Below are 13,707 nucleotides of genomic sequence, written 5' to 3'. Positions count from 1 at the left end.
TGCGAGTGAGGGTGGGAGCTGGCGACGGTGCATTGAGCGCGTCGTAAGGTGCAGCAGCACCTTACGACGTTCGCTGGTCAGACTTCCTTGCTGACGATGTGACCAAACAGCTCCTGGGAAAAACGCACGCGCTCTTCGGCGTCTTCCTGAATGCCCTTGGCTTTCAGTTCTTCCAGGCGGGCTTCCACGGCATGGGCGCGGTGGGTCAGGCCACAGTCGTTGGCGATCTGGATGTTCAGGCCGGGGCGGGCGTTGAGCTCGAGAATCAGCGGGCCCTTGTCCTGATCCAGCACCATGTCCACGCCGATGTAACCCAGGCCGCACAACTCGTAGCAGCCGGCAGCGAGCTTCATGAAGCCGTCCCAGTTCGGCAGTTGCACGCCGTCCACCGCGTTGGTGGTGTCCGGGTGCTTGCTGATCTTGTTGTTCAGCCAGGTGCCACGCAGGGTGACGCCGGTGGCCAGATCCACACCCACGCCGATGGCACCCTGGTGCAGGTTGGCCTTGCCGTTGGACTGGCGGGTCGGCAGGCGCAGCATGGCCATCACCGGGTAACCCATCAGCACGATGATGCGGATGTCCGGCACGCCTTCGTAGCTGATGCTCTTGAAGATGGTGTCCGGGGTGACGCGGTACTCGATCAGCGCACGGTCGCGGTGACCGCCGAGCGAGTACAGACCGGAGAGGATGCTGGAAATCTGTTGCTCCAGCTCCTCGTGGCTGACGATCTTGCCGGACACCGTCTTGAAACGGTCCTCGAAGCGGTCGGCGATGACCATGATGCCATCGCCGCCGGCGCCTTGCGCCGGCTTGATGACGAAGTCGGTGCGCCCGGCGATGATCTCGTCGAGCTTGTCGATTTCCTTCTCGGTTTCGATGATGCCGTACATCTCGGGCACATCGATGCCGGCCTCGATGGCCCGCTCCTTGGTGATGATCTTGTCGTCGACGATCGGATACAGGTGCCGTTTGTTGTACTTCAGCACGTAGTCCGCGTTGCGTCGGTTGATGCCCATGATGCCCTTGGCTTCAAGGGCCTTCCACGTCTTGATCAGGCCGAACATGGTCTTAGTCCTTGAGGAAGGCTTTGAAACGGAACAGTTCGGTCAGGCGGTAACCGCGGTAACGCCCCATCGCCAGCATGAAGCCCACCAGGATCAGCAGGATCGCCGGGAAGGTGAACACGAAGTACACAAGCTCCGGCACGCTCATCAGCAGGTGCGCGATGGTGGCGGCGAACAGGGTGCCGATGGCGACCTTGAAGGCATGGCTGCCGCCACGCTCTTCCCAGGTGATCGACAGGCGCTCGATGGTCATGGTCAGAATCACCATCGGGAACAGCGCAACCGACAGGCCGCGCTCCAAGCCCAGCTTGTGGCTGAACAGGCTGATGGCGGCGATCAGTACCACGACGAAAGTCAGCACCACCGACAGGCGCGGCAGCATCTGCAGTTTCAGATGTTCCAGGTAGGAGCGTAATGACAGGCCGAGCGCGGTTATCACGGTGAACAGGAAGATACCGAAGCCCAGTTGGGTTTCGCGGAAGGCGAGGGCGATCAGCACTGGGGTAAAGGTACCCAGGGTCTGCAGACCGCCGAGGTTGCGCAGGATCAGAATGACCAGCACGCCGATCGGGATCATCACCATGATCATGAAGGTCTGCTGGGTCTGCAGCGGCAGGCCGTATAGCGAGTATTCAAGGAAGCTGGCGTCGGTGTTCTCATCGGTCAGTTTGGCCAGGCGGATGGCGTTCATCTCGCTGTTGTTCAGACTGAAGCTGACTTGCGCCTGACGGCCGCCTTCGAGGCTGACCAGATCACCGTCGCCGATCCACCAGACCAGGCGGTCGTCCGGCAGGCCCTGCTCACCGGTTTCCGGGTTGAAGTACAGCCATTTCTGGCCATTGAAGCTACGTAGCCAAAGCTCCGGCGACTGAGCGACCTCGGCCTGCAAGCGAATGGTGTGTACGCGCTCCATCGGCACGTGGGCGATGGACAGCAGCAGGTCGACGACTTTGGCCTTATTGGCGGTGGAGGCATCGCCGCCTAGCAGCAGTTTCACGTTGTCATCGTTGACGTTATTGGCGCGCTTGATGGTTTCGCTGATGAAGGTCTCGACATCCGCCGAGTGCTGGCGAATCGGTGCCAGCAGGGCTTCGGCGGCGATCTTCTCGGGGCCTTCGACCGGGATGCTGTCGCGGAAGATCGGGCCTTTTGCAGGCGCCTGCTCGCCGCTGTAACGCTTGGTCAGAACCAGTCGGTAATAGAGGGTCTGCTTGCCATTAGCACGACGTGCCGACCAGGTTACGCGGCGGTTGCCGTCGACACGGTTGACGCTGACGCCGTAATTGTTGGAGATGAAGCTCTCGTTGAGGCTCACGTAATCCTGGTTCAGCGGCGGCACGAACATCTGCAGCTTCACCGGCTCACGCGGAGTCGCCTGGAATTCGACCTTGGCATCGATGTTCCACAGATCGTCGGTCTCGTCCTCGGTCACCGGAATGCCGAGAATGAAGATTTGGTATGCCGTAATCAGAACGCCCATGGCCACCAAGAGGGTGATCAGGACTTTCAGATGCAGGTTCAGAGAGCGCATGGGAATTACTCGCCAGGGGTTGCGTCATTGGTGCAGTCGGGTTTGCCGGCTGCATATTTAAGGCTTGGATCGACCATGGCCTCGAAGTGCTTGAGCGCTTCGGAGCCGATCAGAAGCGGGTATTGGAATGCGCTTCGGTCGGTCAAGTTCACTTCGATCGTGCGCAGGGTCTTGCCCATGCACAATTCAAGGTCGATTACCGGGCGTGCCGTATAGGTCTTGCCTTCATCGGGGTCGAAATCGCCAGCACGGCGTTTGATCTTGCTGATTCGCGCCAGCGGACGCTCGATGGTGCGCTCATGGGCATCGTCGATGGCCAGCACGAAACGCACCCAGGTTTCTCCGTCACGCTTGAAGCGTTTGATATCGCGGGCGCTCAAGGACGCAGTTTTGGCGCCAGTGTCGAGTTTGGCGGCTACCTGCAGGTCCAATTCTTCTATGTGAATATATTCATTCAGACCATAGATCGACTTGCCCATGGCCAGAGCCGGGCAGGACAAGGTCAGCAGGCAGATCAGCAAAGAGAAGGGTTTCAGTCTCATGTGTCCTTGAGAAGGTATTGCCAGGGGCGGGATGGAGGCAGCGACTGGCAGGCATCCTGCCATACAACTTTCTGCCGTGAAGTTTAGCAGGCATGGCAAAAGGCGATGGCCGGGCATGAACGGACGGATTCTAACATGGGGATTTTCCGTGCTGACAGACGCTTATGTAGCTTTCTGCAAGTAGGGTCGCGGTTCGCCTGATCGGGTGAGCTGGAGATATTGTCGACAATACTTTGGTCTGCTTTGACGAATTTGCCTTCATGGCGTAGTTTTATCGCCATGAAAAGCTATTTGTGTTGACAATCATGCTGCTCGAATCAGATGTGTCTACAGCGCCGCAGGTGGATTCGGAAACACTTTCCGAGCACGTGTTCCGCCTGATCCAGGCTGCCATCGTCAAGGGCGAGATCGCCCCGGGGAGCAAGATCTCCGAGCCTGAGCTGGCGCGCACCTATGGCATCAGCCGAGGGCCATTGCGCGAGGCGATCCATCGCCTGGAAGGGCAGAAGCTGCTGGTACGCGTGCCGCATGTAGGGGCGCGGGTGGTGTCGCTCAGTCATGCCGAGTTGGTCGAGCTGTACGAGATTCGCGAGTCGCTCGAAGGCATGGCTTGTCGCCTGGCGGCCGAGCGCATGACTCAGCAGGAGATCGGCGAGCTGCGCCGGGTACTAGAGCTGCATGAGCAGGATGCCGCGTTCAAGGCTGGTGTCGGCTACTACCAGCAGGAAGGCGACTTCGACTTCCACTACCGCATCATCCAGGGCAGCGGCAACCGTACTCTGGCCAAGCTTTTGTGCGACGAGTTGTACCAACTGGTGCGCATGTACCGCCTGCAGTTCTCCACTACACCCAATCGGCCGCATCAGGCCTTCGCCGAGCACCACCGCATTCTCGACGCCATCGAAGCTCGCGACGGTGAACTGGCCGAACTGCTGATGCGCCGTCACATCGGCGCCTCCAAGCGTAATATCGAGCGCCACTACGTTTCCCAGCGTGGACAGGAAGCGCTCATCCCTTCATCCAAGACTCGAGGTGATTCATGACTCAGTTTTCCGCCGGCCAGCGTTTCCGTCAGGCCCTTGCCGAAGAGCAACCGCTGCAGGTGATCGGCGCGATCAACGCCAACCATGCATTGCTGGCCAAGCGTGCAGGCTTTCGTGCCATCTACCTGTCCGGTGGCGGTGTCGCCGCCGGCTCGCTCGGACTGCCGGATCTGGGCATCAATACCCTGGATGACGTGCTGACCGACGTGCGCCGCATCACCGATGTCTGCGACCTGCCGCTGCTGGTAGACATCGACACTGGCTTCGGCCCTTCGGCTTTCAATATCGAGCGCACCATCAAGAACCTAATCAAGGCCGGCGCCGCCGCCGCGCATATCGAGGATCAGGTCGGCGCCAAGCGCTGCGGTCATCGGCCGGGCAAGGAGATCGTCTCCTGCGAGGAGATGGTAGACCGCGTGAAGGCCGCCGCCGATGCCAAGACCGACCCGGACTTCTTCCTGATCGCCCGCACTGACGCCATCCAGGCCGAGGGTGTGGATGCCGCCATCGAGCGTTGCCAGGCCTACGTCGAGGCCGGTGCCGATGGCATCTTCGCCGAGGCGGCCTACGACCTGCCCACTTACAAGCGTTTCGTCGAGGCGCTGAAGGTGCCGGTGCTGGCCAATATCACCGAATTCGGCGCCACGCCGCTGTTCACCCGCGACGAGCTGGCTTCGGTAGGCGTGGCCATCCAGCTCTATCCGCTGTCGGCCTTCCGCGCAGCGAACAAGGCGGCCGAAAGTGTCTACACCTCGATCCGCCAGAACGGCCACCAGAAGGACGTGATCGAATTGATGCAGACCCGCGCCGAACTCTACGACCGCATCGGCTACCACGCCTTCGAGCAGAAGCTCGATGCGCTGTTCGCTGCTGGCAAGAAATAAAGACAAGAACAAGGATTCGAGGAGATAACCATGAGTGCCACCGAAACCACCCCTGGCTTCAAACCGAAGAAATCCGTTGCCCTGAGCGGCACCGCCGCCGGCAACACCGCGCTGTGCACCGTTGGCCGCACAGGTAACGACCTGCATTACCGTGGCTATGACGTGCTCGATTTCGCCAACCGCTGCGAGTTTGAGGAGATTGCTCACTTGCTGGTGCACGGCAAATTGCCCAACGTCGCCGAACTGGCCGGCTACAAGGCCAAGCTCAAGGCCCTGCGCGGCCTGCCGGCCGGGGTCAAGGCCGCCCTGGAAACCCTGCCGCCATCGGCGCATCCGATGGACGTGATGCGCACCGCCGTGTCCGTGCTCGGCTGTCTGGCACCGGAGAAGGACGATCACAACCACCCTGGCGCCCGCGATATCGCCGACAAGCTGATGGCCTCGCTGGGGTCGGCGCTGCTGTACTGGTACCACTACAGCCACAACGGCAAGCGCATTGAGGTGGACACCGACGACGACTCCATTGGTGGCCACTTTCTGCACCTGCTGCATGGTGAGAAGCCGCGCGAATCCTGGGTGCGCGCCATGCACACCTCGCTCAACCTGTATGCCGAGCACGAGTTCAACGCCTCGACCTTCACCTCGCGGGTGATCGCCGGTACCGGTTCCGACCTGTTCTCCTGCATCGCCGGCGCCATTGGCGCGCTGCGCGGGCCGAAACACGGCGGCGCCAACGAAGTGGCCTTCGAGGTGCAGAAACGCTACGACAACCCTGATGAAGCCGAGGCCGACATCCGTGAGCGGGTAGGGCGCAAGGAAGTGGTGATCGGTTTCGGTCACCCGGTCTATACCGTCAGCGACCCACGCAACAAGGTGATCAAGGAAGTGGCCCGCGAGCTGTCCGAGGAGCAGGGCAATACCAAGATGTATGACATCGCCGAGCGTCTGGAAAGCGTGATGTGGGAGATCAAGAAGATGTTCCCCAACCTCGACTGGTTCAGCGCCGTGAGCTACCACATGATGGGGGTGCCCACCGCCATGTTCACTCCACTGTTCGTTATCGCCCGTACCGCCGGCTGGTCCGCGCACGTCATCGAGCAACGCATCGACGGCAAGATCATCCGCCCGAGCGCCAACTACACAGGCCCCGAAGACCTGAAGTTCGTGCCGCTCAAGGACCGTAAATAACCATGAATGACACCGTGAATAGCCAATACCGCAAGCGCCTGCCCGGCACCGCGCTGGATTACTTCGATGCCCGTGAGGCGGTCGAGGCGATCCAGAATGGCGCCTGGAGCAAGCTGCCCTACACCTCGCGCGTGCTCGCCGAGCAGCTGGTGCGCCGCTGCGATCCGCAGGATCTGACTGCCTCGCTGGAGCAACTGGTCCATCGCAAGCGCGACCTGGACTTTCCTTGGTACCCGGCGCGCGTGGTCTGCCACGACATTCTTGGCCAGACCGCACTGGTCGACCTGGCCGGCCTGCGCGATGCCATCGCCGAGCAGGGTGGTGACCCGTCCAAGGTCAACCCGGTGGTGCCGACCCAGCTGATCGTCGATCACTCCCTGGCCGTCGAGGCACCGGGCTTCGACCCGGACGCCTTCGAGAAGAACCGCGCCATCGAGGATCGGCGCAACGAGGATCGCTTCCACTTTATCGACTGGACCAAGACCGCGTTCAAGAACGTCGACGTGATCCCGGCCGGCAACGGCATCATGCACCAGATCAACCTGGAGAAGATGAGCCCGGTGATCCAGGCGCGCGGTGGCATCGCCTTCCCCGACACCTGCGTCGGCACCGACTCGCACACCCCGCATGTCGATGCGCTTGGCGTGATCGCCATCGGCGTCGGCGGCCTGGAAGCCGAGACAGTGATGCTCGGCCATCCATCGATGATGCGCCTGCCCGACATCGTCGGCGTCGAGCTGACCGGCAAGCGCCAGCCTGGCATCACCGCCACCGACATCGTCCTGGCCATCACCGAGTTCCTGCGCAAGGAGCGCGTGGTCGGTGCCTGGGTCGAGTTCTTCGGCGAGGGTGCCGACAGCCTGACCATCGGCGACCGCGCCACCATCTCCAACATGTGCCCGGAATACGGCGCCACCGCCTCGATGTTCTATATCGACCGCCAGACCATCGATTACCTCAAGCTCACCGGGCGCGAGCCGGAGCAGGTGGCATTGGTTGAGAACTACGCCAAGACCCTTGGCCTGTGGAGCGACGCGCTGAAAACCGCCGAGTACGAGCGCGTGTTGCGCTTCGATCTGGGCAGCGTGGTGCGCAATATGGCCGGCCCAAGCAACCCGCATCGTCGCCTGCCCACTTCGGCGCTGGCCGAGCGCGGCATCGCCGACGAGGCCAAGCTGCAAGCCGGCAAGGGCGAGGAGGCCCAGGGGCTGATGCCCGATGGCGCGGTGATCATCGCCGCTATCACCAGTTGCACCAATACCTCCAACCCGCGCAACGTCATCGCTGCCGGTCTCGTGGCGAAGAAGGCCAACGCCCTGGGCCTGGTGCGCAAACCCTGGGTCAAGACTTCGTTCGCACCGGGTTCGAAAGTCGCCAAGCTGTACCTGGAGGAGGCCGGCCTACTACTGGAGCTGGAAAAGCTCGGCTTCGGCATCGTCGCCTACGCCTGCACCACCTGCAATGGCATGTCCGGCGCGCTGGAACCAAAGATCCAGAAGGAAATCATCGACCGCGACCTGTACGCCACCGCCGTGCTCTCGGGTAACCGCAACTTCGACGGGCGCATCCACCCCTATGCCAAGCAGGCCTTCCTTGCCTCGCCGCCACTGGTGGTGGCCTATGCGATCGCCGGCACCGTGCGTTTCGACATCGAGCAGGATCCACTGGGCAGCGATGCCCAGGGCAACCCGATCACTCTCAAGGACCTGTGGCCCAGCGACGAGGAGATCGACGCCATCGTCGCTGCCTCGGTGAAGCCCGAACAGTTCAAGCAGATCTACATCCCGATGTTTGACCTGGGTAGCGTGCAGGAGGCAGAGAGCCCGTTGTACGACTGGCGCCCGATGTCCACCTATATCCGCCGCCCGCCTTACTGGGAGGGTGCATTGGCCGGTGAGCGTACGCTCAAGGGCATGCGCCCGCTGGCGATCCTGCCGGACAACATCACCACCGACCACCTGTCGCCGTCCAACGCCATCCTGGCGGACTCGGCCGCCGGTGAGTACCTGGCGAAAATGGGCCTGCCGGAGGAGGACTTCAACTCCTACGCCACCCACCGCGGCGACCACCTGACCGCGCAACGCGCCACCTTCGCCAACCCGCAACTGGTCAACGAGATGGCCGTGATCGACGGACAGGTGAAGAAGGGTTCGCTGGCCCGCGTCGAGCCGGAGGGTAAGGTGATGCGCATGTGGGAGGCCATCGAAACCTACATGAACCGCAAGCAGAACCTGATCATCGTCGCCGGTGCCGACTACGGCCAGGGTTCGTCCCGTGACTGGGCGGCCAAAGGCGTGCGTCTGGCGGGTGTCGAGGTGATCGTCGCCGAAGGCTTCGAGCGTATTCACCGCACCAACCTGGTGGGTATGGGCGTGCTGCCGGTGGAGTTCAAGCCGGGCACCACACGCCTGACCCTGGCCCTGGACGGTACCGAGACCTATGACGTGGAAGGCGAGATTTCGCCGCGCTGCGACCTGACCCTGGTGGTCAATCGCCGCAATGGCGAGGTGCTGCGCGTACCGGTGACCTGCCGTCTGGACACTGCTGCCGATGTCAGCGTGTACCAGGCTGGCGGCGTGCTGCAGCGCTTCGCCAAGGACTTCCTCGAGGGCGCGGTGGCTTGACCTGACCTGACGTGACATGCCGGCCCGTTAATGGGTCGGCACAACTCCTATAGGTGCGTGTAGCCCGGATGAATCCGGGGAGAACTGCGCCGTCATTCCCGGATTGCATCCGGGCTACTTTTTCAGGGCTGCGTGTATGTCCCATTTACCGCAAGTGAAAATCCCCGCCACCTACATGCGTGGCGGCACCAGTAAGGGCGTGTTCTTCCGTCTGCAGGATCTGCCCGAGCGTTGCCAGGTGCCTGGCGAGGCGCGCGACAAGCTGTTCATGCGTGTGATCGGTAGTCCTGATCCTTATTCGGCGCAGATCGACGGCATGGGCGGCGCCACCTCGAGCACCTCCAAGTGCGTGATCCTGTCGAAAAGCACTCAGCCCGACCATGACGTCGATTACCTCTATGGCCAGGTGTCCATCGACAAGGCTTTCGTCGACTGGAGCGGTAACTGCGGCAACCTCTCGACCGCGGCGGGCGCCTTCGCCATCCATGCCGGCCTGGTCGATCCCGCGCGGATTCCCGACAACGGCACCTGCGTGGTGCGTATCTGGCAGGCCAATATCCACAAAACCATCATCGCCCATGTGCCGGTCAGTAATGGCCAGGTGCAGGAAACCGGCGACTTCGAGCTGGACGGGGTGACCTTCCCGGCAGCGGAGATCGTGCTGGAATTCCTCGACCCATCTGATGATGGCGAGGAGGGCGGTTCGATGTTTCCCACCGGCAACCTGGTCGATGACCTCGAAGTGCCGGGCATCGGTACCTTCAAGGCGACCATGATCACCGCCGGCATCCCGACCATCTTCGTCAATGCCGAGGATATCGGCTACCAGGGCACCGAGCTGCGCGAGGCCATCAATGGCGACTCGGCGCAACTGGCGCGCTTCGAGCAGATTCGCATTGCCGGTGCGCTGCGCATGGGGCTGATCAAAACGGCCGAGGAGGCTGCGACACGTCAGCACACCCCGAAGATCGCCTTCGTCAGTCCGCCCAAGGACTACCGCACCTCCAGCGGCAAGGAGGTCAAGGCCGGCGAGGTCGATCTGTTGGCGCGGGCGCTGTCCATGGGCAAGCTGCACCACGCGATGATGGGCACCTGCGCGGTGGCCATCGGTACGGCGGCAGCGATTCCGGGCACGCTGGTCAACCTGGCCGCCGGTGGCGGCGAGCGCGAGGCGGTGCGTTTCGGCCATCCGTCCGGCACCCTGCGTGTCGGCGCGCAGGCCAAGCGGGTCGATGGTCAGTGGACGGTGACCAAGGCGGTGATGAGCCGCAGTGCGCGCATCCTGATGGAAGGCTGGGTGCGCGTACCCGCTGAAAGCTTCTAGGCCCTGAATGAGAAAAGGCTCGAAGTTTCGAGCCTTTTCCCTTTATAAACATGTGCTTGCAGTGATTATTTAAGGCGTCTTTCAACACCTTTTTCCACCAGAATCTTGGCCGAAATTTCCTCGACCGAGAAATGCGTGGAGTTGATGAAGGCAATGTTTTCGCGGCGGAACAGGCCTTCCACCTCACGCACTTCGAACTCGCACTGGGCGAAGCTGGCGTAGCGGCTGTTGGGCTTGCGCTCGTGGCGGATGGCGGTGAGGCGATCCGGGTCGATGGTCAGGCCGAACAGCTTGTCACGGTACTTTTTCAGTGAGTCTGGGAGCTGCAGGCGCTCCATGTCGTCTTCGGTCAGCGGGTAGTTGGCGGCGCGGATGCCGTACTGCATGGCCATGTACAGACAGGTAGGCGTCTTGCCGCAGCGCGACACGCCGACCAGGATCAGATCGGCCTTGTCGTAATAGTGGGTGCGCGCGCCATCATCGTTGTCGAGGGCGAAGTTTACCGCCTCGATGCGCTCCATGTAGTTGGAGTGCTGGCCGATGGAGTGTGACTTGCCGACCGAGTAGGAGGAGTGCGAGCTCAGCTCCTGCTCCAGGGGGGAAAGGAAGGTCGAGAAAATATCGATCATGAAACCATTGGCGGTATCGAGGATCGCACGAATATCGCGGTTGACGATGGTGTCGAAGATGATCGGGCGGGCGCCGTCCCTTTCAGCGGCGGCATCGATTTGTTGTACCATGGCGCGCGCTTTTTCGATGCTGTCGATATAAGGGCGCGTCAGTTTGGTGAACTGAATGTTCTCGAACTGTGCGAGCAGGCTCTGGCCCAAGGTTTCGGCCGTGATGCCGGTGCCGTCGGAGATGAAGAAAGCGGTTCGTTTCATTTGCGCCAAAGGCCTTAAGCTGAGTTCGATTCTTGGCTATGATAGGCCGCGTTTTACGCCGGGCCCACCGGGTTCGGCATTGTTACTTATACAAGGGCAAGGCCACAATCGCGCGACCTCGGTCGTTCGACATTGCGCAGCCCACTGAGCTTTTCCAATACAGTTAGTGGAGAGATCACCTTGGTAGAGTACGTAGTTTCCCTCGATAAGCTCGGCAATCACGATGTTGAGCATGTGGGGGGCAAGAACGCATCCCTCGGCGAGATGATCAGTAACCTGGCCGGCGCCGGTGTCTCGGTTCCCGGCGGTTTCGCCACTACGGCTCAGGCCTACCGCGATTTTCTCGAGCAAAGCGGCCTGAATGCGCAGATCCACGCAGCGCTTGACGCACTCGATGTCGATGACGTCAACGCCCTGGCCAAGACCGGCGCGCAGATTCGCCAGTGGGTGATGGACGCCGAGTTCCCGGCCGAGCTGGACAAGCAGATCCGCGAAGCCTTCGCCATCATGAGCGCCGGCAACGACAACATGGCCGTGGCCGTGCGTTCCTCCGCCACCGCCGAAGACCTGCCGGACGCCTCCTTCGCGGGCCAGCAGGAAACCTTCCTCAATATCCGCGGTGTGGACAACGTGATCCGCGCTGCCAAGGAAGTCTTCGCTTCCCTGTTCAACGACCGTGCTATCGCTTATCGCGTGCACCAGGGCTTCGACCACAAGCTGGTCGCTCTGTCTGCCGGTGTGCAGCGCATGGTGCGTTCGGAAACCGGCACGGCCGGTGTGATGTTCACCCTGGACACCGAGTCCGGCTTCCGTGACGTGGTGTTCATCACCGGCGCCTATGGCCTGGGTGAGACCGTCGTGCAAGGTGCGGTGAACCCCGACGAGTTCTACGTGCACAAGCCAACCCTGGAAGCGGGGCGCCCGGCGATCCTGCGTCGCAACCTGGGCAGCAAGGCGATCAAGATGATCTACGGCGACGAAGCCAAGGCTGGTCGCTCGGTGAAGACCGTCGAAGTCGACCGTGCCGAGCGCGCGCGTTTCTGCATCACCGACGCCGAGGTCAGCGAGCTGGCCAAGCAGGCGCTGATCATCGAGAAACATTACGGCCGCCCGATGGACATCGAGTGGGCCAAGGACGGTGATGACGGCAAGCTGTACATCGTGCAGGCCCGTCCGGAAACCGTGAAGAGCCGCGCCAGCGCCACCGTGATGGAGCGCTACCTGCTGAAAGAGAAGGGCACTGTGCTGGTCGAAGGCCGTGCCATCGGCCAGCGCATCGGCGCCGGCAAGGTACGCGTGATCCACGACGTATCCGAGATGGACAAGGTGCAGCCGGGCGACGTGCTGGTCTCCGACATGACCGACCCGGACTGGGAGCCGGTGATGAAGCGCGCCAGCGCCATCGTCACCAACCGCGGCGGCCGTACCTGCCACGCAGCGATCATCGCCCGTGAGCTGGGCATTCCGGCCGTGGTCGGTTGCGGCAACGCCACCAGCGTGCTCAAGGACGGTCAGGGTGTGACCGTATCCTGCGCCGAAGGCGATACCGGTTTCATCTTCGAAGGTGAACTGGGCTTCGACATTCGCAAGAACTCGGTCGACGCCATGCCGGATCTGCCGTTCAAGATCATGATGAACGTCGGCAACCCGGATCGCGCTTTCGATTTCGCTCAACTGCCGAACGAAGGGGTTGGCCTGGCTCGCCTGGAATTCATCATCAACCGCATGATCGGCGTGCACCCGAAGGCGCTGCTGAACTTCTCCAGCCTGCCGCCGGAGATCAAGGACAGCGTCGAGAAACGCATCGCCGGTTACGGTGACCCGGTCGACTTCTACGTCGAGAAGCTGGTCGAGGGTATCAGCACCCTGGCCGCCGCCTTCTGGCCGAAGAAAGTCATCGTGCGCCTGTCGGACTTCAAGTCCAACGAATACGCCAACCTGATCGGCGGCAAGCTGTACGAGCCGGAAGAAGAGAACCCGATGCTGGGCTTCCGTGGCGCTTCGCGCTACATCAGCGAATCCTTCCGTGACTGCTTCGAGCTGGAATGCCGCGCGTTGAAGAAAGTGCGCAACGAGATGGGGCTGACCAACGTCGAGATCATGGTGCCGTTCGTGCGTACCCTGGGTGAGGCCTCGCAAGTGGTCGAGCTGCTGGCCAGCAATGGCCTGGCCCGTGGTCAGGATGGCCTGAAAGTCATCATGATGTGCGAACTGCCGTCCAACGCCATTCTGGCCGAAGAGTTCCTCGAGTTCTTCGACGGTTTCTCCATCGGCTCCAACGACCTGACCCAGCTGACTCTGGGCCTGGACCGTGACTCCGGTATCGTCGCCCATCTGTTCGATGAGCGTAACCCGGCGGTGAAGAAGCTGCTGGCCAATGCCATCGCCGCCTGCAACAAGGCTGGCAAGTACATCGGCATCTGCGGCCAGGGCCCGTCGGACCATCCAGATCTGGCCAAGTGGCTGATGGAGCAGGGTATCGAGAGCGTGTCGCTGAACCCGGACTCGGTACTCGACACCTGGTTCTTCCTGGCTGAGGCTCAGCCCGCCTGAGGTCTGTGATCGATCCAGAAAGGGCGGGTTGATCCCGCCCTTTTTGGTGTCCATCGCGTTTTGCCTGTCA

The 13,707-nt window shown here is 61.8% G+C and carries 11 protein-coding genes; 6 read left to right on the top strand and 5 right to left on the bottom strand.

Features of this window, described 5'->3' with window-relative positions:
* Positions 1-77: 77 nt before the first annotated feature.
* Genes BM186_RS10580 through rloA form a run of 3 tightly spaced genes read right to left on the bottom strand, consistent with a single transcriptional unit; the run spans position 78 to position 3,137 of the window.
* Positions 78-1,064 carry an alpha-L-glutamate ligase-like protein gene (locus BM186_RS10580; RefSeq protein ID WP_072423895.1) on the bottom strand — a complete coding sequence of 329 codons (987 nt, stop codon included), beginning with the start codon at positions 1,062-1,064 and terminating at the stop codon, positions 78-80.
* A gap of 4 nt (positions 1,065-1,068) precedes the next feature.
* A complete protein-coding gene (rloB, locus tag BM186_RS10575) occupies positions 1,069-2,595 on the bottom strand; it encodes an osmotic stress tolerance membrane protein RloB (RefSeq protein ID WP_074915182.1) in 1,527 nt (508 codons plus the stop codon).
* Positions 2,596-2,600: 5 nt separating this feature from the next.
* Positions 2,601-3,137 carry a retropepsin-like aspartic peptidase RloA gene (gene rloA / locus BM186_RS10570; protein WP_074915180.1) on the bottom strand — a complete coding sequence of 179 codons (537 nt, stop codon included), beginning with the start codon at positions 3,135-3,137 and terminating at the stop codon, positions 2,601-2,603.
* Between the two features lie 305 nt (positions 3,138-3,442).
* On the opposite strand from rloA, the gene BM186_RS10565 reads away from it, so the two are divergent.
* The 5 genes from BM186_RS10565 to prpF all read left to right on the top strand — a co-directional run bounded on the left by BM186_RS10565 (position 3,443) and on the right by prpF (position 10,200).
* Positions 3,443-4,180: a GntR family transcriptional regulator gene (locus tag BM186_RS10565; protein ID WP_072423897.1), complete on the top strand. Its 738-nt coding sequence runs from the start codon at positions 3,443-3,445 to the stop codon at positions 4,178-4,180.
* Positions 4,177-5,064: a methylisocitrate lyase gene (gene prpB, locus BM186_RS10560; RefSeq protein WP_021488995.1), complete on the top strand. Its 888-nt coding sequence runs from the start codon at positions 4,177-4,179 to the stop codon at positions 5,062-5,064. The genes BM186_RS10565 and prpB overlap by 4 nt, the downstream gene beginning before the upstream one ends.
* Before the next feature lie 30 nt (positions 5,065-5,094).
* Positions 5,095-6,252: a bifunctional 2-methylcitrate synthase/citrate synthase gene (prpC, locus tag BM186_RS10555; protein ID WP_072423898.1), complete on the top strand. Its 1,158-nt coding sequence runs from the start codon at positions 5,095-5,097 to the stop codon at positions 6,250-6,252.
* A gap of 14 nt (positions 6,253-6,266) precedes the next feature.
* Positions 6,267-8,876, top strand: a complete 2,610-nt coding sequence (gene acnD, locus BM186_RS10550) for a Fe/S-dependent 2-methylisocitrate dehydratase AcnD (RefSeq protein WP_162843955.1) — start codon at positions 6,267-6,269, stop codon at positions 8,874-8,876.
* Positions 8,877-9,012: 136 nt separating this feature from the next.
* Positions 9,013-10,200 carry a 2-methylaconitate cis-trans isomerase PrpF gene (gene prpF / locus BM186_RS10545; RefSeq protein WP_074915176.1) on the top strand — a complete coding sequence of 396 codons (1,188 nt, stop codon included), beginning with the start codon at positions 9,013-9,015 and terminating at the stop codon, positions 10,198-10,200.
* 65 nt (positions 10,201-10,265) lie between these two features.
* On the opposite strand, the gene ppsR is transcribed toward prpF, so the two are convergent.
* Entirely contained in the window at positions 10,266-11,084 is an 819-nt protein-coding gene (gene ppsR / locus BM186_RS10540) for a posphoenolpyruvate synthetase regulatory kinase/phosphorylase PpsR (protein ID WP_017676811.1), read from the bottom strand.
* Between the two features lie 36 nt (positions 11,085-11,120).
* Positions 11,121-11,318 (bottom strand): hypothetical protein, encoded by a 198-nt coding sequence (locus tag BM186_RS26860; protein WP_230874291.1) that lies wholly within the window; start codon positions 11,316-11,318, stop codon positions 11,121-11,123.
* Between BM186_RS26860 and ppsA the strand changes: the two genes are divergently transcribed.
* On the top strand, positions 11,265-13,637 hold the full coding sequence (gene ppsA / locus BM186_RS10530; RefSeq protein WP_074915174.1) for a phosphoenolpyruvate synthase: 2,373 nt from the start codon (positions 11,265-11,267) through the stop codon (positions 13,635-13,637). The genes BM186_RS26860 and ppsA overlap by 54 nt on opposite strands.
* Positions 13,638-13,707: the final 70 nt, after the last annotated feature.

It is taken from the genome of Ectopseudomonas toyotomiensis, assembly GCF_900115695.1.
In the GTDB taxonomy this organism is placed as follows: domain Bacteria; phylum Pseudomonadota; class Gammaproteobacteria; order Pseudomonadales; family Pseudomonadaceae; genus Aquipseudomonas; species Aquipseudomonas toyotomiensis.
The sequence above is the reverse complement of the archived record's forward strand: the minus strand, read 5'-3'. Positions and strand labels throughout refer to the sequence as shown.

Bases quoted from the DNA above. Each gene is read 5' to 3' on its own strand.
- BM186_RS10580 (WP_072423895.1), bottom strand. From the start codon at position 1,064: ATGTTCGGCCTGATCAAGACGTGGAAGGCCCTTGAAGCCAAGGGCATC.
- rloB (WP_074915182.1), bottom strand. From the start codon at position 2,595: ATGCGCTCTCTGAACCTGCATCTGAAAGTCCTGATCACCCTCTTGGTG.
- rloA (WP_074915180.1), bottom strand. From the start codon at position 3,137: ATGAGACTGAAACCCTTCTCTTTGCTGATCTGCCTGCTGACCTTGTCC.
- BM186_RS10565 (WP_072423897.1), top strand. From the start codon at position 3,443: ATGCTGCTCGAATCAGATGTGTCTACAGCGCCGCAGGTGGATTCGGAA.
- prpB (WP_021488995.1), top strand. From the start codon at position 4,177: ATGACTCAGTTTTCCGCCGGCCAGCGTTTCCGTCAGGCCCTTGCCGAA.
- prpC (WP_072423898.1), top strand. From the start codon at position 5,095: ATGAGTGCCACCGAAACCACCCCTGGCTTCAAACCGAAGAAATCCGTT.
- prpF (WP_074915176.1), top strand. From the start codon at position 9,013: ATGTCCCATTTACCGCAAGTGAAAATCCCCGCCACCTACATGCGTGGC.
- ppsR (WP_017676811.1), bottom strand. From the start codon at position 11,084: ATGAAACGAACCGCTTTCTTCATCTCCGACGGCACCGGCATCACGGCC.
- BM186_RS26860 (WP_230874291.1), bottom strand. From the start codon at position 11,318: ATGCTCAACATCGTGATTGCCGAGCTTATCGAGGGAAACTACGTACTC.